This window comes from Rhodococcus sp. KRD162, from assembly GCF_017168335.1.
Classification (GTDB): Bacteria; Actinomycetota; Actinomycetes; order Mycobacteriales; family Mycobacteriaceae; genus Rhodococcoides.
Genome location: NZ_JABFAU010000015.1, coordinates 243,798 through 264,779, shown reverse-complemented (window position 1 = coordinate 264,779; position 20,982 = coordinate 243,798). Strand labels below are relative to the sequence as shown.

Sequence of the window (20,982 nt, the reverse complement as noted above, 5' to 3'; positions counted from 1 at the left end):
GGCAGCAGGTGGGGGCGCGTGTGATTGTGGGAAAGAGAGGCTTCGATTGGACCCGCTAGGTGTGGAGGGTGCTGGACGAGACGACAAGGCAGTCGATCCTCAGCATTCGTCGTTCCCGCTGTCGCCGGCCCAATTGGGGATGTGGTTCGCCCAGCATGTGGACCCCTCGGTACCTGCCAACATCGCCCAGTACATCGAACTGCGCGGCGATCTCGATGTGGAGCTGCTCCGTCGAGCCTCCTCGCAGGCTGCGCTCGAACTGCAGTCCGGATTCGTGCGCCTCGTGGAGATCGACGCCGAGCCCCGACAGCTGGTCGACCCCACTCTCGACGACTCCCTGAACTACCTCGATCTGCGCAACGAGGCAGATCCGCGGGCGGCCGCTCTGGCGTGGATGCACGCCGACTACAGCGCTCCGATCGACATTCTGCGTGACCGCCTGATCGCCGCCACCGTCCTGCGGCTCGAGGACGACGTGTGGTTCTGGTACGAGCGCGTGCACCACGTGGTGCTCGACGGTTTCGGTGCCGTCACCTTCATGAACCGTGCGGCGGAGCTCTACACCGCGGCAGTGGAGGGCACCGAGCCGAGCAAGAATCTGGCCTCGGATCTGACCAAGGTCTACGACATCGACGTGGCCTACCGCGGCTCGACTCGCTTCGAGGCCGATCGCGAATACTGGGCCTCGCGCATCGACGGGATCGACGGGGTCACCACCCTGGCCGGGCATACTGCTGCGCCCGCCGCCCGGAGTCAGATCGACAGCACCGGTCTGTCGGCCGAGACGATGGAGCGGCTCGAAGCTCTGCGCGCCGGGACCGACACGACGATGGCCACCATCGTCATCGCTGCATTCGCTGCGTACCTGGCACAGATGACCGGTCGCGAGGACGTCGTTCTCTCGCTCCCGGTGACTGCGCGCACCACCGCGGTACTTCGCCGCTCCGGCGGAATGGTCTCCAACGTCGTGCCGCTTCGCCTCGACGTGGCGGCCGACACCACCGTCGAGACCTTGCTCGCACGGGTCAATGCAGAAGTGTCCGGAGCCCTGCGACACCAGCGATATCGACACGAGGACATCCGCCGCGACGCGGGCGGTGCCAGCGGCCAGGCCTCGTTCTTCGGCCCGTGGGTCAACATCATGCTGTTCTTCGGCGAGGTGCGTCTCGGATCGATGGTCGGCGGCATCAACATCCTCTCCACCGGCCTCATCGAAGACTTCGGCTTGAACTTGTACACGAGCGTCGCCGGGTCGACCACGCACATCGACTTCGAATCCAATCCCAACCTGTACGGGTCGGAGCAGGCCGGTCGAAACCACAACCGATTCGTCGACTTCTTCGACCGATTCGTCGCGTCCGCGCCGAAGGACCGCGTGTGGGATCTGGCGCTGACGGACGGCGGCGAACGCGATCTGGTCGTCACCGAATGGAACGCCACCGATCACGAGACCGTCCCGCTGACGCTGCTGTCCGCGTTCGAGGAGGCGGCGGCCGCACATCCCGACGCGACCGCGCTGGTGTACGAAGGCGAGGGGCTGAGCTACGGGGAGCTTTCGGCCCGCGTCAACGGTCTCGCCCGCCAGCTCATCGACATGGGTGTCGGCCCCGAGACACTGGTCGGACTCTCTATCCGACGTTCGTTCGACCTCGTCGTCGGGATGTACGCGATCGTGGCTGCAGGCGGTGCCTGGGTACCGATCGATCCCGACCATCCTGCCGAGCGAACGGCGTACATTCTCGACTCCGCGCAACCACGATGCGTTCTGGTCTCCTCGCGTGACGACGTGGAACTGCCCGCGGGAACCGAGACGGTCGAGGTCGATCGCGTCGACTACACCTCGCAGTCCACGGCACCGGTTCGAGACGCCGAACGCACTGCGCCACTGCGGTTGTCGAACACCGCCTACGTCATCTACACCTCCGGCTCGACCGGACGACCCAAGGGCGTGGCCGTCGAGCATTCGGCAATCCACAACCAGATGGAGTGGATGCTCGCCGAGTACCCGATGGACAGCTCCGATGTCTATCTGCAGAAGACCGCCACCACGTTCGATGTCTCGCTGTGGGGATTCTTCCTCCCGCTGCGGGTCGGGGCGACGATGGTGCTCTCGACACCGGACGGGCATCGAGATTCGGTGTACGTGGCGAACAAGATCGCCGAACACCGGGTCACGGTCACCGATTTCGTACCGTCGATGCTGACGGTGTTCGTCGCCAACGCGCCTGCGAACACCTGCGGTTCGCTGCGCCATGTCTTCGTGATCGGTGAGGCCCTTCCGGTCGAGACGGCGGCGTCGTTCCGCGCGATGTGCCGAGCGGGGCTGCACAATCTCTACGGGCCGACCGAGGCCGCCGTCTCGGTGACCTATCACCCCAGCGGCCCGCAGGACACCCGCACCGTTCCCATCGGCGTCCCCGAGTGGAACACGAGGGCATTCGTTCTCGACGGTCGGCTACGCCCCACTCCCATCGGTGAAGCGGGCGAGCTGTATCTCGCCGGAGTCCAGCTCGCGCGAGGCTACGTCGGTCGACCCGATCTGAGCTCGGATCGCTTCGTGGCCAACCCCTTCGGTGTCGGCGGCGAGCGGATGTACCGCACCGGCGATCTCGTGCGCTGGCGTAGCGATGGAGTGCTGGACTACATCGGCCGCACCGACTTTCAGGTCAAGTTCCGCGGACAACGCATCGAACTGGGTGAAATCGAGACGGTTCTGCTCTCGCACGAATCGATCTCGCAGGCAGTGACCCTGGTAGTGCAGACGGTCACCGGCGACCAGCTGGTGGCCTACGTCGTCGCGAGTCCGGGACACTCCGTGGAATCCGCCGCGGCGATCGAATTCGCAGGGCATGCGCTGCCGTCCTACATGGTGCCTGCCGCCGTGGTCGTTCTCGACGCGCTACCGCTCAACACCAGCGGAAAGCTGGATCGAAAAGCGTTGCCGGAACCGGTGTTCAGCAGCGCCAAGAAGTACCGGGCCCCACGCAGTCGTGCCGACTACGTGGTCGCAGGCATCTACGAGGATCTGCTCGGAGCGTCCAAGGTCGGTCTGGACGAGGACTTCTTCGAGCTCGGCGGTAACTCGCTCATCGCCACCCAGTTGGTGACCCGGGTAGGCGCTGCGCTCGGAGTGCGGCTTGGAGTTCGCGAGTTGTTCGAAGCTCCGACGGTCGGTGCACTTGCGGCCAGAGCAGAATCGGCGGCCGGTCGAGGGGCGGAAACCCCCGCGCTGGAGTCCGCAGAACGACCCGAGCGGATCCCGCTTTCGCCTGCGCAACAGCGGATGTGGTTCCTCAACCGGTTCGACTCCACGACCGCGGCCTACAACCTGCCGTTCTCCGTTCGGCTCACCGGCCCGCTCGACGTGGTGGCATTGTCGGCCGCGTTCGCCGATGTCGTCGATCGGCACGAGACATTGCGTACCGTCTACCCGGAGGTCGATGGCTCACCCGAACAGGTCGTACTGACGGCGGCGCGAACCCCGGCGACGATCGTGCCGGTTCGTATCGAACGCCGCGAGTTGGGCAGCCATCTGCACGAACTGGTCTCGAAGGGATTCGACGTCACCGTCGACACCCCCTTCCGCATCGCGCTGTTCGAGATTTCGCCGACCGATCACGAACTCGCCATGGTGCTACACCACATCGCCGCGGACGGCGCATCCTTCGGTCCGCTGGCACGCGATGTGCTGGTGGCCTACTCGAGTCGCGTCAAGGGACGCGCACCCGAGTGGACGCCGCTCGAGGTTCAATACGCCGATTACGCACTGTGGCAACGCGCGGTGCTCGGCCCCGAGACCGATCCGCTGTCTTTGGCCTCCCGTGAAATCGCGTACTGGAGCGCAACTCTCGAAGATCTACCGGATCAGCTGGCACTGCCGACCAGCCGTCCTCGGCCCGCAGTGTCCTCGAATGCAGGCAGCAAGCTGCGTATCGATATCCCGGCGCAGTTGCATGCATCGTTGGCGAACCTGGCTCGAACGAGCAATGCTTCGCTGTTCATGGTCGTGCAGTCGGCCTACGCGCTGTTGCTCGCTCGGCTCAGCGGTACCACCGACATCGCCATCGGAGCACCGGTGGCCGGCCGCGGCGAGCCCGCACTCGACGACCTGGTCGGCATGTTCGTCAACACTCTGGTGCTGCGTACCGATGTCGACCCGGCGTTGACCTTCGAGGAACTGGTGGCTCGCGTACGCGAGACCGACCTGTCCGCGTTCGCTCACGCGGACGTGCCGTTCGAGCGTCTGGTCGAGGTGCTCAACCCGGTGCGCTCGACGTCGCGGCATCCGCTGTTCCAGGTCGCGATCTCACTGGAATCGGCAATGTCACGTGAGCTCACCGTGGGCGATCTGCGCGCGGTGGCTGCCGAGTTCGACGTCCCCATCGCCAAGTTCGACGTCCAGCTGTGGCTGACCGAGCATCTCGACGACGGAGTGCCCGCAGGAATCGACGCGGTGTTCGAGTACGCCACCGATTTGTTCGATGCGGAACTCGTCGAGAGTTTCGCGCGGCGTTTCCTCGCAATTCTGGACGCAGTCACCACCGATCCGACCGTCCCGGTCGGTGACGTCGATATCGTCGACGCCGCCGAGTACGAGTCCGTGGTTTCGCGGTGGAACGTCTCAGGAGAGGACGTCTCTCGTGAGTTGACGCTGGTCGATCTGCTCGATGCTGCGGCGTCGAAGGTCCCGGAGTCCGTCGCGGTGCGTTTCGACGGCACGTCGATGACCTACGCCGAGTTCGACGCACACGTCAATCGCCTTGCTCGAATACTGATCTCCCACGGGGTCGGCCCCGAAAGCCTGGTGGCCGTGGCCCTGCCGAGGTCGGCGGAGCTCGTCGTCGCACTCGTCGCGGTGATCAAGGCGGGCGGAGGTTACCTGCCGGTCGATCCCAGCTACCCGCTCGACCGCGTCGAGTACATGCTCGACGACGCGCGCCCGACGACGGTGCTGTATTCCGGCACCCATCCGGTCGAACTGCCCGCGGACCTCGAATCCCGAACCGGCGCATCGCTGTTGGATATCGACACGATCGATCTGTCCACAGTCGATGACAGCCGAGTGACCGATGACGATCGCCTCGGTTCACTACGCCCCGACAACGTCGCGTACGTCATCTACACCTCCGGTTCGACCGGTCGTCCCAAGGGCGTGATGGTTCCGCACCGGAACGTGGTGCGGCTGCTGGCCAACACCGATTCGGTGTACGGCTTCGGTTCCGAGGACGTCTGGACGATGTTCCACTCGTACGCGTTCGACTTCTCCGTGTGGGAACTGTGGGGTCCGCTGTTGTACGGCGGGACTCTGGTGGTCGTGGACTACTTCACTTCTCGTTCGCCCGAGGCCTTCCACACCCTGCTCGTCGACGAGCAGGTGACGGTGCTCAACCAGACGCCATCGGCGTTCTATCAACTCTCCGAGGCCGATCGCGCCGCGTCGCCCGCACGTGGTGAGCTGTCACTGCGCTACGTGATCTTCGGCGGTGAAGCGCTCGAGCAGCGGCGGCTCACCGGATGGTTCGAGCGGCACGGCGACACGACTCCACAGCTGATCAACATGTACGGCATCACCGAGACCACGGTGCACGTGTCGTTCCAGGCCCTCGGGTCCTCCTCGGTCGGCACCAGCGCCTCGGTCGTCGGCAAGCCGATCGCCGGTCTGCGCGTGTACGTGCTCGACACTCGACTGCACCCGGTCCCGGTCGGCGTTCCCGGTGAAATGTACGTTGCCGGTGGACAACTCGCACGCGGATACCTCGGTCGCCGCGAGCTGACCTCGGTTCGCTTCGTGGCGAACCCCTTCGCCTCGAAGTCCGAGGACGGTTCTCTGCTGTACCGAACCGGTGACCTCGCGCAATGGAACGCCGCAGGCGAGCTCGAATACCTCGGACGTTCGGACGATCAGGTCAAGGTTCGCGGATTCCGCATCGAACTCGGCGAGGTCGAGGCCGCGGTGACCGCGTACCCGACCGTCACCCAGGCTGCCGTCGTCGTGCGGGAGGATTCGCCCGGTGCCGCGCGACTGGTGGCGTACGTGGTCTCCGCGGAAGCGGAGGGCAAGCCGGTCGTCGATCTCGAGGACCTCAGAAGCGGTATCGCCGAACTCCTTCCGGATTACATGGTGCCGTCCGCGTTCGTCGTGTTGGACGCGATCCCCCTGACCGTCAACGGCAAACTCGATCGCCGAGCTCTGCCCGCCCCGGTGTTCGAGGTACGCGAATTCCGCGCCCCCACAACGCCGATCGAAGAGATCGTTGCCGATGTCTTCGCCGACGTCCTCGGTGTGGAGCGCGTCGGACTGGACGACGACTTCTTCGAGTTGGGTGGCAACTCGCTGATCGCCACGCAGGTGGTCTCGCGGCTGGGAGTCGCTCTCGACGCGACCGTCCCGGTGCGCATGCTGTTCGAGGCATCGACCGTCGCGCTGCTGGCGGTCCGGGTGGAGCAGGCGGCCGGGGAGGGCGGGCGTGTCGCGCTGGTCGCCACCGTTCGGCCCGAGCGAATTCCGCTCTCGCTCGCGCAGCAGCGGATGTGGTTCCTCAATCGTTTCGACGTCGATTCCACGGCGTACAACATTCCCTTCGCGCTGCGGTTGACCGGTGAACTCGATGTCGCGGCTCTGCAGGTCGCGATCATGGATGTCATCGACCGGCACGAGTCTCTGCGTACGGTGTATCCGGACACGGCACGGGGCCCGCAGCAGACCATTCTCGACGCCGCCCAGACGGTGCCGAACCTGATGCCGATCCCGACCTCGGCGACCGACATCCAGCGGCAGGTGTTCACCCTGGCATCGACGACGTTCGATGTCACCGTCAACGTCCCGATCCAGGCTCGGCTGTTCGAGATCGGTCCACGCGAGCACGTCATCGCCATGGTGGTGCACCACATTTCGGCCGATGGTTGGTCGATGGGGCCCCTGGCGCGAGATCTCATGATCGCGTACGCCTCGCGTACTGCCTGGGAGAACCCGGCGTGGATGCCGCTCGATGTGCAGTACGCCGATTACAGCCTGTGGCAGCGTTCGGTTCTGGGTTCCGAGGACGATCCGCAGTCGCTGATCTCGGGTCAGGTCGACTACTGGGCCGACATACTCGCGGGCCTGCCCGATCAGCTGGATCTGCCGACCGATCGGCCGCGTCCGAATCGTCAGTCCTACCAAGGGTCTTCGATTCGATTCGAGGTACCGGCCGAGGTGCACCGCGGCCTGTCCGCACTGGCGCACACGCACAATGCCTCGTTGTTCATGGTGGTACATGCTGCTCTGGCAGTGTTGCTGGCACGGTTGTCCGGCACCGAGGACATCGCGATCGGAACTCCCGTCGCGGGCCGCGGCGACGCAGCCCTCGACGACGTGGTCGGCATGTTCGTCAACACCCTTGTGCTGCGCACCGACATCGACTCCGGGCGCACGTTCTCCGAACAGATCGGCAGAGCACGAGAGGTGGCGCTCGGGGCCTTCGGCCATGCAGATCTGCCGTTCGAGCGTTTGGTCGAGGTGCTCAATCCATCGCGCTCGCAGGCTCGGCACCCGCTGTTCCAGGTGATGCTCTCGTTCGAGAATCTCACCCGTACACACGTGGACCTACCGGGCCTGTCGGTGGACAGTGTCGCTCTCGACGCCGAGGTGGCGAAGTTCGATCTGCAGCTGACGGTCACGGAATCGATCGGGGTCGACGGTCGCGGGCAGGGAATGACCGCCGAACTGACGTACGCCACCGACCTGTTCGATGCCGACACCGTTCGCGGCTTCTCCGAACGGTTCGTGCGGATGCTGACCGCAGTGGTCTCCGATCCGACGGTCGCGGTGGGCGATATCGACCTGCTCGACGACGGCGAGCGCGAACGTGTGGTGACCGAGTGGAACGACACCGAACACCGGGTGCCGAAGAACGTGACGTTGGTGGATCTGTTCGACCGTCAGGTCGCCGACAGCCCCGACGCTCCTGCGCTGGTGTTCGAGGGTGAGCGACTGACGTACGCCCAGTTCGATGCGCGGGTCAATCGCCTTGCGCGAGCTCTGATCTCGCTCGGAGTGGGGCCGGATTCGCTGGTCGGGCTCGCCATCGGGCGCAGCGTGGAGTTGTTCGTCGGTATGTACGCGATCGTGAAGGCGGGCGCCGGATACGTCCCGGTCGATCCGATGCAGCCTGCCGATCGCAACGAGTACATCGTGAAGACCGCCGCGCCGATCCGGGTGCTGTCCACGACAGGCGATCACGTGGAGTTCGACGGCGTCGAGACGATCGACATCGACACTCTCGACGTGTCGCACCTGCCCTCCACCCCGCTGACCGACACCGACCGCATCGCACCACTGCGCGCGAGCAACACCGCGTACGTGATCTTCACCTCGGGATCGACCGGTAGGCCAAAGGGTGTCGGGGTGTCGCACGAGGCCATCGTCAACCGGCTGCTGTGGATGCAGCACGAGTACCAACTGACCGCGGCGGACGTGGTGCTGCAGAAGACGCCGACGACGTTCGATGTCTCGGTGTGGGAGTTCTTCTGGGCGCTGCAGAACGGCGCTTCGGTGGCTATCGCTCTCCCGGACGGTCACCGCGATGCGGCCTACCTGCTCGATGTCATTGCTCGCGAACAGGTGTCGGTGGTGCACTTCGTGCCGTCGATGATGTCGGTGTTCGTGCCGGAGGTCGAGCGTCGCCGTGCCTCGGGCGCGTCGCTGCGAATGGTGTTCGCCTCCGGTGAGGCTCTCCCTCCCACCACCGCGCGCGATCTGCGCCAGGCCGTGCGTGCAGTGTCACTGCACAACCTGTACGGACCCACCGAGGCTGCTGTCGACGTCACCTATCACGAGGTGGTCGACGAGGATTCGGAGGTGATGCCGATCGGCGCTCCGGTGTGGAACACCGCTGTCTACGTACTGGATTCGCGTCTACAGCCCACACCGGTCGGAGTCGCCGGTGAGCTCTACCTCGCGGGCACACAGTTGGCCCGCGGCTACGTGGGACGACCGGACCTGACTGCAGATCGATTCGTGGCTCATCCGTACTCTGCGGACGGAGAACGGCTCTACCGCACCGGAGACGTCGTCCGTTGGAACCGAGCCGGCGAACTCGAATACGTCGGCCGCTCGGACTTCCAGGTGAAGTTGCGCGGCCTGCGCATCGAACTCGGTGAGATCGAGTCGGCTCTGCTGGCTCAGCGACCGATTGCTCAGGCGGTCGTCGTGGTCCGACGCGAACAACTCGTGGGTTACGTCGTGCCTGCCGGGGTATCGGTGGACACCACGGCAGTGCTGGCGAACTTGCGCTCCCGCCTGGCGGAGTACATGGTGCCGTCGACGCTGATCGTGCTCGACGAGTTCCCGTTGGGTGCCAGTGGAAAGCTCGACCGCAAGGCATTGCCGGACCCCGAATTCGAGGTCACCGAGTATCGAGAGCCGACCAACGACATCGAGCGCACCGTGGCCGAGGTATTTGCGCAGGTGCTCGGCATCGAGCGGGTGGGCCTCGACGACGATTTCTTCGAGCTCGGCGGAAACTCGCTCATTGCAACGCAACTGGTCTCCCGGCTGGGTGTCGCCATGGACACTCGAATCGCGGTCCGGGAGTTGTTCGACGCCTCGACGGTGACCGATCTCGCTGCGCGGCTCGGCACTCTGGTCGCCACCGGCAGCAGGCCGGCTCTGGTGCCGCAGGAGCGGCCGGAGCACATCCCGCTCTCGCTCGCCCAGCAGCGGATGTGGTTCCTCAACAAATTCGACACCGAATCGGCGGCCAACAACATTCCGATCGCCGTCCGGCTGTCCGGCCTGCTCGACCGTCGGGCGATGCAGATCGCCGTGGCGGACGTCGTGGCCAGGCACGAATCGCTGCGCACGGTCTTCCCCGAGACCGACGGCACGGCGCATCAGGTCATCGTCGACGCAGACTCGGCCACACCGGAACTGACGCCGATCGACATCTCCGCAGACCAGGTGGCCGACGCCATGCGCGAGCTGGCGACCACGGGATTCGACCTGTCGAAGGATCTGCCGTTCCGTACTCGGCTCTTCGAGATCAGCCCGACCGAGCACCTACTGGTGTTCGTCGTGCACCACATCGCGGCCGACGGCTTCTCACTGGGTCCGCTGACCCGCGATGTGATGAACGCGTACGCGGCGAGGTCGATGAACCAGGATCCCTACTGGTCTCCGCTTCAGGTGGACTACGCCGACTACAGCCTGTGGCAACGCAAGGTGCTCGGCTCCGAGGACGACCCGAAGTCCGTCGTCTCGCAGCAGATCGACTACTGGACAACCGCATTGGCCGGCCTGCCCGATCAACTCGACGTGCCGTCGGACCGTCCGCGACCCGCGGTGGCGTCGAACAGCGGTGCGCTCGTGCGCTTCTCCATCGACGAGGATCTGCACCGATCGCTGATCGAAGCTGCCCGTCGCGAGAATGCCTCGCTGTTCATGTTGGTACACACCTCGCTCGCGGTGTTGCTGTCACGGTTGTCCGGTGAAACCGACATCGCCATCGGTACCCCGGTCGCCGGTCGTGGCGAGGCCGCGCTCGACGACCTGATCGGCATGTTCGTCAACACTCTGGTGCTGCGTACCGAGATCGATACTGCGCGTCGATTCGATCAGATCCTCGCCGACACCCGAGAGACCGACCTGTCTGCGTTGGCGCACGTCGATGTGCCGTTCGAGCGGTTGGTCGAGATCCTCAATCCCGCCCGATCCACGGCGCGGCACCCGCTGGTTCAGGTGGTACTCGCGTTCCAGAACCTGAGGCAGAAAGATCTCGAACTGCCGGGTCTGTCGGTATCCGGGGTCGATTTCGAGACCCTGGTCGCGTTGTTCGACCTGCAGTTCACCTTCGTCGAATCCATCGGACCTGGCGGTGCCGCGCAGGGCATGACCGTCGATGTGACCTACGCGACCGATCTGTTCGACGAATCGACGGTCGTGACGTTGGGCGAGCGACTGATCACGGTGCTGGAAGCCGTGGCAGGCAACCTCTCGACGGTGGTCGGCGACATCGATCTTCTCGAGCCCGCCGAACGAAGCCGAGTTCTGGTCGAGTGGAACGACACCGATCACCCGGTCGATCGAGCACAGACATTGGCCTCGCTCGGTCGAGCAGTCGAACCAGATTCCCCTGCACTGATATTCGGAGACGAGACCGTCACCTACGGCGAGTTTCAGGCGCGGGTGGCCCGGCTGGCGCGGTTCCTGATCGGCCGTGGCGTCGGCCCGGAGACGGCGGTGGGCATCGCCGCCCGTCGCTCGGTGGAGTTGCTCGTCGGAATTCATGCGATCGTCGCGGCCGGCGGCGCGTACGTGCCGATCGACCCCGATCAGCCGAGCGAGCGCATCGATCACGTACTCGACACCGCAACGCCGATCTGCGTGCTCACCACCTCGCGAGAGACGGTGGAGGCAGGCGGGGTCGAGGTGATCGCCATCGACACACTCGACCTGTCGGAATTCTCCGACGACCCGATCACCGACTCGGACAGAATCCGCGCGCTGTCGCCGTCGAACCCGGCGTACGTCATCTTCACCTCGGGTTCGACCGGCCGCCCCAAGGGTGTGGCTGTGTCGCACGAGGCGATCGTCAACCGTCTGGTGTGGATGCAGTCGGAATACCAGCTCGCCGCCGACGATGTCGTGCTGCAGAAGACCCCGGTCACGTTCGACGTGTCGGTGTGGGAACTGTTCTGGCCGTTGCAGATCGGTGCACAGCTGGTCATCGCGAAGCCGGACGGGCACCGAGATCCCCAGTACCTGCTCGCGCTGATCGAGGCCCACGCAGTCACCACGGCACACTTCGTGCCCTCGCTGCTCGAGGTCTTCGTGTCCGTCGCGGCCGCCGATGCGTCCACCGCATCCACCTCGCTGCGGATGTTGTTCGCCTCCGGCGAGGCGTTGCCTGCCGAGGTCGGCGACCGCGTTCGACGGGTGCTGCCGGGCGTTGCACTGCACAATCTCTACGGCCCGACCGAGGCAGCGGTCGACGTCACCTACCACCCGGTCTCCGAGGCCGACGTGGACCTGGTACCGATCGGGGTTCCGGTGTGGAACACCAGAACCTACGTCCTCGACGCACGGTTGTCGCCGGTCGCTCCAGGGGTCGGGGGTGAGCTGTATCTCGCCGGTGTCCAGCTGGCGCGCGGATACCTCGGGCGAGCGGATCTGACGGCCGATCGATTCCTTCCCGACCCGTTCGGCGCACCGGGCGAACGCATGTACCGCACCGGCGACCTCGTGCGCTGGCGCTCGTCGTCGAACGGCTCCGGACGATTGGAGTACCTGGGCCGCACCGACTTCCAGGTGAAACTGCGCGGGCTCCGGATCGAACTCGGCGAGATCGAAACCGTGCTTCGTCGACATCCCTCCGTGGAGTCCGCCGTAGTACTGGTTCGGCAGACCGCATCCACCGGCGATCAACTGGTCGCATACGTCGTGCCGACGATCGGCGGAACGGTCGACGTCGCCGAACTGACGGAGTTCGCGTCGCGTTCGCTGGCGGGATACATGGTCCCGGCAGCGACCGTCGTACTCGACGCACTTCCGTTGACACCCAACGGCAAGCTCGATCGGCGCGCACTACCGGAGCCGAACATCGAGCAGCGTGCCTTCCGGGCACCTGCGACGACCTCCGAGCGCGTGGTGGCCGAGGTGTTCCGCGATGTGCTTGGCATCGACGTGGTCGGTGCCGACGACGAGTTCTTCGCCCTCGGCGGTAACTCACTCGTCGCCACCAGGGTCGCGTCGAGAATTGGTGCGGCACTGGACACCACGGTGACCGTTCGGACCATCTTCGAGGCGTCGACGGTTTCCGCGCTGGCAGCCAGGCTCGATGAACTCTCGGGTTCGGGCCGTCGAATCCCGTTGGTGCGTACCGATCTGCCGGACGTGGTACCACTGTCGCTCGCGCAGCGCCGAATGTGGTTCCTCAACCGGTTCGACCCCGAGTCCGCGACGGAGAACCTCCCCGTCGCCATCGAACTGAGCGGCCACCTCGACATCGCGGCTCTGCGCGCGGCAGTGGCCGATGTCATCGAACGACACGAGTCGCTACGAACGGTCTACCCGGAGGTGGACGGCGTCGCATCTCAGGTGATCGTCCCGGCAGCGCAGGTTGTTCCCGATCTGCTACCGCGTCCAACCACCGCCGGGGAACTACCTTCAGCGCTGATGGAATTGGCGATGAGCGGATTCGATGTCACCGGAGCGCCCCCGCTCCGCGCCGCGTTGTTGGAGCTGGAGCCGAGCCGACACGTTCTGGTCTTCGTCACCCATCACATCGCTGCCGACGGCTTCTCGGTCGGGCCGATGACCCGAGATCTGATGGTCGCGTATGCGGCCCGCAGCGCGGGTACCGAGCCGGATTGGGCCCCGCTCGCCGTCCGCTATGTCGACTACACCCTCTGGCAGCAGGCCGTTCTCGGTTCGGAGGAGGATCCGAAGTCACCGGTCTCGAACCAGATTCGGCACTGGACTCGCGCACTGTCCTCGCTGCCGGAGGAGATCACCTTCCCCGGCGATCGCGTCCGCCCGGACCGTTCCTCGTATCGCGGCGGCAACATCACGCTGACCCTCGACGCGGACACGCACGCTCGCCTCGTCGACGTGGCCCACGCCAACCAGAGCTCGCTGTTCATGGTGCTGCATTCCTCGCTGGCGGTGCTGCTCGCCCGTCTGTCCGGCGAGACCGACATCGCGATCGGTACTCCGGTCGCAGGGCGCGGTGAGGCAGCCCTCGACGACGTCATCGGAATGTTCGTCAACACGCTGGTGCTGCGGACCGATATCGATCACGGCGGCGCGTTCACGGAGCTTCTGGCTCGGGCACGCGAGACCGACCTGTCGGCGTTCGCCCATGCCGAGGTGCCGTTCGAACGCCTCGTCGAGGTACTCGATCCACCGCGTTCGGCGGCTCGTCATCCGCTCGTGCAGGTGATGCTGACCGTGCAGAACATGGAGCAGACCGAGCTCGAACTGCCCGGACTGAGTGTGCGCGCCGTCGACCTCGACGTCGAGACGGCCAAGTTCGACGTTCAGTTCACGTTGACCGACAACCACATCGACGGCGGCATGACCATCGATGTCACCTTCGCCCGAGACCTGTACGACGACACCACGGCGCGCACGATCGGTGAGCGGCTGATCGGTGTCCTCGAGTCCGTGGCACGTGATCCGGGCCAGCGAATCGGCGACGTCCCGGTGATGGACGAAGCCGAACGCACCCGGGTGCTCGCACTCGCCCAGGACGCGCCCGCCGTCGCCGATTCGCTCGACACGATCGTCGATCTCTTCGCCGCTCGGGTTGCCGAGGACCCCGACGCTCCCGCAGTGGTGTTCGAGGGTGCCACCACGAGTTATCGAGAGATCGACGAGTCCTCGACGGCACTGGCCGGAACCCTTGCCGCTCAGGGGGTCGGACCGGAGACCTTGGTCGCCGTCGTGTTGCCACGTACCGCCGATCTCGTCGTGGCACTGCTCGCGGTGCTCAAAGCCGGGGGTGCCTACGTCCCGATCGATCCGTCCTACCCGGCCGAGCGTATCGAGTTCGTTCTCACCGACTCCCGTCCGGTGGCCGTACTCACGTGGTCCGGTGTCGAGGTGGCGCTTCCGGAGCAGTTGCCCAGGATCGATATCGACGCCGACGCGACCGAGAACGTCCTCGCGGCCGTCGATCCGACTCCGGCGACCGCAGCCGGTGCTGCTTACGTCATCTACACCTCGGGTTCGACGGGTAAGCCCAAGGGCGTGCTGATCCCGCATCGCAACGTCGTGCGGTTGTTGGCGAACACCCAGCGACACTTCGGGTTCGGCCGCGATGACGTGTGGACTCTGTTCCACTCCTTCGCGTTCGATTTCTCGGTGTGGGAACTGTGGGGTCCGCTGACCACCGGCGGTAGCGTCGTCGTGGTCGACTACTTCACGTCCAGGTCGCCGGAAGCTCTGCGCGAGCTGCTCGTTCGTGAGCATGTCACCGTGCTCAACCAGACTCCGTCCGCGTTCTATCAGCTCGATCAGGTCGATCGCACCGCAGGCTCGGCCGCCGACTATTCGTTGCGGTACATCGTGTTCGGTGGCGAGGCGCTCGAGCTGCGGCGACTGGCCGGTTGGTTCGAGCGGCACGGAGACGAGTCCCCGCAACTGGTCAACATGTACGGCATCACCGAAACCACGGTCCACGTCTCGCACCGCGTCGTGGACGCGCAGTCCGCGGCGCAGGCATCGGGATCGCTGGTGGGTCGCGCCATCTCCGGGCTGTCGGTATACGTACTGGATTCGCGTCTGTCGCTGGTACCCGCGGGCGTTCCAGGGGAGATGTACGTCTCCGGTGGTCAGGTCGCGCGCGGGTATCTCGGGCGACCAGGATTGAGCGCGACGAGATTCGTGGCCGATCCCTTCGCAGCCGACGGATCCGTGCTGTACCGCACCGGTGACGTGGCACGGTGGTCGACCGACGGAGAGCTCGAGTTCGTCGGCCGCGCCGACGACCAGGTCAAGATCCGCGGCTTCCGCATCGAGCTGGGCGAGGTCGAGTCCGCCGTCGCGTCCGCTCCTGCCGTCGGGCAGACCGCGGTGATCGTGCGTGAGGACACTCCAGGTGCCACCCGCTTGGTGGCCTACGTGGTGCCCGCAGCCGAGTCGACCATCGACGTCGACGTCGTCAGAGCGGCGGTCGGGGAGAACCTTCCCGAGTACATGGTGCCCTCGGCTTTCGTGGTTCTCGACGCAATTCCGTTGACCGGCAATGGAAAGCTGGACCGCCGAGCCCTGCCCGAGCCCGCCGCGCGCACTCGTCGGTTCCGGTCTCCGGTCACTCCGGTGGAGGAGATGGTCGCCGAGGTTTTCGCCGACGTTCTCGGCGTCGAACGCGTCGGTCTCGACGACGACTTCTTCGAACTCGGCGGCAACTCGCTGGTGGCAACTCAGGTGGTGTCCAGACTGGGTGTTGCAGCGGACACGACCGTTCCCGTCCGTGCACTGTTCGAGGCCCCGACGGTCGCGGCTCTTGCAGCCCGGGTCGAACAGGGTTCGGGCGCAGCTGCGCGGCCGGCGCTGGTGGCCTCGACCCGGCCGAGCCGAGTTCCGCTCTCGCTCGCGCAGCAGCGGATGTGGTTCCTCAACCGCTTCGATTCCGAGTCCACGGCATACAACATCCCGTTCGCGCTTCGACTCAGCGGACGCCTGGACGTCGACGCGTTGCAGCGTGCCGTCTCCGACGTCATCGAGCGTCACGAAACTCTGCGATCGGTGTACCCGGACTCACCCGAGGGCCCGCATCAGGTGATCGTGCCCATGTCGGAGGTGCCCACCACACTCGAGGTGATCGACACCGACGCGGAGTCGGTGACCGCGCGAGTTCTGGAGCTGCTGGCCTCGACGTTCGACGTCACGACCCAGGTTCCGCTGAAGACCGCGCTCTTCCGAGTCTCGGACACCGAATTCGTACTCGGCATGGTCATCCACCACATCAGTGCCGATGGTCTGTCGGTGATGCCGCTGTCCACCGATGTCATGACCGCCTACGCGGCGCGGACCCGCGGTTCGGATCCGGCGTGGGCGCCGCTGCCGGTGCAGTACGCCGATTACGCACTGTGGCAACGCGAGGTTCTCGGTTCCGAGGAAGACTCCGAATCGATTGCTGCGCAGCAGATTCGGTACTGGGAAACTGCTCTGGCCGAGCTGCCCGAGCAGATCGAACTACCGCTCGATCGGCCGCGTCCCGCCGAGCAGACCTTCCGCGGCGGTCGTGTCGATTTCCGGATCGACGCAGCCGCGCATGCTCGGTTGACCGAGTTGGCGCGCACACACAACGCAACGGTGTTCATGGCGGTGCACGCGGCGTTCGCCGTGCTGCTCTCGCGCCTGTCGGGATCGCCGGACATCGTCGTCGGAACCCCCATCGCGGGTCGTGGTGAAGCGGACATCGAAAACCTCGTCGGCATGTTCGTGAACACGTTGGTGCTGCGGCTCGACGTCGCGGCCGAGGCGAGTTTCGAAGACCTCCTCGACGCAGCTCGAGAAACCGATCTGCAGGCCTTCGCGAACTCCGACATACCGTTCGAGCGGCTCGTCGAGGTCGTCAACCCCACTCGGTCGACGGCGCGCCACCCGCTGTTCCAGGTCGGCTTCTCGTTCCAGAACTTCGCGCGGCGAGAGTTCGAGCTGGACGGACTGGACATCTCGGCACTCGACACCGAGACCGGAACCTCGCAGTTCGACCTGCACCTGATCGTCTCCGACGCCCCGAGCGACGAGGAGGCCCAGCGCGACGACCAGGCACCGGGCGGCTTCGATGCGTTGTTGACCTACGCGACCGATCTGTTCGACGAGGGCACCGCACGCTCGGTCGTCGCACGCTTCGAGGCGGTTCTCGACGCCGTTGTGGCCTCGCCGTCGACCCCGGTCGGCGACCTGGACCTGTTCCTCGACGGTGAGCTGCCCGCGATCGTCGACGAGTGGAACGACACCGACCGTGACTTCGATTCCGTGGGTGGCGGCACGCTCGCCGATCTGTTCGTGGACTCGGCAGCGCGTCACGGCGACGCCACTGCTCTCGTGCACGACGAGGGCACGCTGACGTACGGCGAGTTCTCCGAACGGGTGTCTCGTCTGGCCCGCCACCTGATCGGCCTGGGTGTGGGACCCGAAGTGCCCGTGGGGCTTGCCATTCGGCGATCGGTGGATCTGCTCGTCGGCATGTACGCCATCTCGATGGCCGGTGGAGCCTACGTCCCGATCGATCCGGACCAGCCGGCCGAACGCAACGCGATGGTGTTGGGGACCGCAGCTCCGCTGTGCGTACTGACCTCCGGTGCCGTCGGGTCGGAGATCTCGGCTGCAGCAACAGTCGTCGATCTGACGCAGCTCGATCTTGCGAGCTACTCTGCTGCGCCGGTGCAGCCCTCCGAGAGATGCGGGGCACTCTGCGCCGACAACACGGCCTACGTGATCTTCACCTCCGGTTCGACCGGTCGGCCCAAGGGCGTAGCCGTCTCGCACGGTGCCGTCGTCAACCAGTTGAACTGGATGCGCGAGGAGTACGGCCTCGACGAGACCGATGCGTCGCTGCTCAAGACCGCGGCGACATTCGACCTGTCGGTGTGGGAGTTCTGGTCGCAGCTGACCTCGGGTGGGCGACTCGTCGTTGCGAACGCGGACGGACATCGCGATCCCGACTACCTGCTCGCACTGGTCCGTCGGCACGCGGTGACGACGCTGCATCTGGTGCCGTCGATGTTGTCGATGCTCGGCACCGTTGCCGCGGGTGAGCTGTCACCGGATCTGCGACGGGTCCTGGCCATCGGTGAAGCACTACCCGCAGCGGTGGCGCAGGATTTCCGGCGGCACAACGGTTCCGCCGAGCTGCACAACCTGTACGGCCCGACCGAGGCCGCGGTGTCGGTGACCTCGCATCCGGTCACCGACGACGACACGGTGACCGTGCCGATCGGTGTGCCCGAGGCCAACACCACGGTGTTCGTTCTCGACTCCCGCCTGCATCCGGTGCCTGCCGGGGTCAGCGGAGAGCTCTACCTCGCGGGAGCGCAGCTCGCGCGCGGATACTTCGGACGGCCGGACCTGACGGCGGAGCGATTCGTGGCGAATCCGTTCGACGCGAACGGTTCTCGGATGTATCGCACCGGCGACCTCGTGCGCTGGCGAGTGCCGCTGGTCGACGGTGTAGCGGCGGCAGCTCGCCTCGAGTACATCGAGCGTGCCGACTTCCAGGTCAAGATTCGCGGGTTCCGCATCGAACTCGGCGAAATCGAGTCTGCTCTGCGGGCTCAGGCCACGGTGGCGGAGGCCGCCGTGCTCGTGTATTCGGGCGAATCGATGGGGGACCAGTTGGTCGCCTACGTCGTCGGGCGGGCCGGAGCCGTAGTAGAGGTGGCCGTCGTCGAAACGGAACTCGCTCGCGCTGTGCCGTCGTACATGGTTCCGGATGCGTTCGTCGTCCTGGAGGCGCTTCCGCTCAACGCCAACGGCAAGCTGGATCGAAAAGCGTTGCCTGCACCCCAGTTCGAGGCCGCCGAGTTCCGCGCCCCGGTCAACCCGATCGAGGAGATCGTCGCTGCGACCGTGGCGGAACTGCTCGGTCTCGACCGCGTCGGTCTCGACGACGACTTCTTCGCCCTCGGTGGAAACTCCCTGATCGCAACGCAGTTGGTCTCGAGGTTGGGCCAGTCGCTCGATGCGCAGATTCCCGTGCGTGCGGTGTTCGCGGCGTCCTCCGTCGCCGGTTTGGCCGCGCACATCGCCCCACTGGTCGGCGGCGGTGCGCGCCGAGAACTGACTGTCCGTGAGCGGCCGGATCTGCTGCCGCTCTCGATCGCCCAGGAAAGAATGTGGACGATCAACCGAATCGATCCCGGCTCGGCGGCGTACAACATTCCCGTGGCGGTTCGGCTGACCGGCGCACTCGATATCGACTCCCTGCGTGGGGCATTCGAGGACGTACTCGCCCGCCACGAGATTCTGCGCACGGCCTACCCGGATTCGGTGGACGGGCCCGTCCAGGAGATCGGGGCCGTGGCCGAGGTCGGGGTAGACCTGACACCGGAGCCGGTGGCACCGGATGCCGTCGTGTCTCGACTGACCGAGATTCTGGGCACCGGATTCGACGTCACGAAGGCCGTCCCGGTTCGAGCGGCACTGCTGCAGGCAGGCGATGACGAGTACGTCCTCGCCGTCGTGGCACATCACATCGCGGCCGACGGTTTCTCGATGGGCCCGCTGATCCGCGATGTCATGGTGGCCTACACCGCACGGGTCGCGGGGGAGATGCCCGGATGGACTCCGCTCGAGGTGCAGTACGCCGACTTCGCGCTGTGGCAGCGAGAGGTGCTCGGCAGTGAGAGCGATCCCGACAGTCCGCTCTCGAAGCAACTGGCGTACTGGACGGAGGAGTTGGCCGGAGCGCCGGAACAGTTGACCCTTCCGCTGGATCGGCCGCGCCCGCCGCGCCCGACGATGCAGGGTGCCTCGTACGAGTTCTCTTTCGGCACCGAGATCGCGTCCGCGATCGAGAAGATCGCCCGTGAACACGCGGCGACGACGTTCATGGTGGTGCACAGTGCATTCGCCGTACTGCTCGGCAGACTGAGCAACTCGTCCGACATCACGATCGGCACGCCTACCGCCGGTCGCGGTGAGCAGCAGTTGGACGACCTGGTCGGCATGTTCGTCAACACGTTGGTACTGCGGACCCGGATCGACCCGAACGAGACCTTCGTCGAGCTGCTGCAGCAGGCAAAGGACAAGGACCTCGCGGCATTCGGGCATGCTGACGTCCCCTTCGAGCGGCTCGTCGACGCACTGGGCCGGGCGCGGTCGAGCGCGTACACGCCGTTGTTCCAGGCGATGTTGACGTTCCAGAACCATGTGACCGGAACGTTCGAGTTGCCGGGTCTGCAGGTGAACGCGCTGCCTGCGGGCGATGACCAGGCCAAATTCGATCTGCAGCTGACCGCCGTCGAGACATTCGACGACACCGGTGCACTGCAGGACATCGAGGCGACCTTCACCTACGCGACGTCGATTCTCGACGAATCGTCGGTGGCGACGTTCGCAGAGCGCCTGCTGCGGATCTTGCACACCGTGGTCTCGGATCCCGATGTGGTGCTGCGGTCCATCGACATCCTGTCCGAGGAGGAGAAGGCGGAGTTCGCGCCGCGCACCAAGCCCAAGACGGTGGACGATCTGCCCGAACTCGTGGCCGGGGCAGCGGCCGTCGCACCCGATGCGGTCGCTCTCGAACACGGAACGACGCAGCTGACGTTCTCGGTGTTCGAGGACAAGCTGTCGCAGATGTCGGCAACGATGGGCTCGTCGATGAAGCCGCAAGCTCTGGTGACGGTGACGTTGTCGGCACTGATTCCGGGCATCTTGCCCGCCCTCGGTGCAGAGGGGCTGTCGACCGCTCTGGCATCGTTGATCGAACGGGCGGAGTCGGTGATCGCGTCGTCGTGACGAAAGCCGAGCTCGCCGGTTGTGCACGTGGA

1 protein-coding gene is annotated in these 20,982 nt (G+C 65.6%); it reads left to right on the top strand.

Features of this window, described 5'->3' with window-relative positions; translation table 11 throughout:
• Positions 1-61 precede the first annotated feature (61 nt).
• On the top strand, positions 62-20,950 hold the full coding sequence (locus tag J1M87_RS21860) for a non-ribosomal peptide synthase/polyketide synthase (protein ID WP_307830900.1): 20,889 nt from the start codon (positions 62-64) through the stop codon (positions 20,948-20,950).
• Positions 20,951-20,982: the final 32 nt, after the last annotated feature.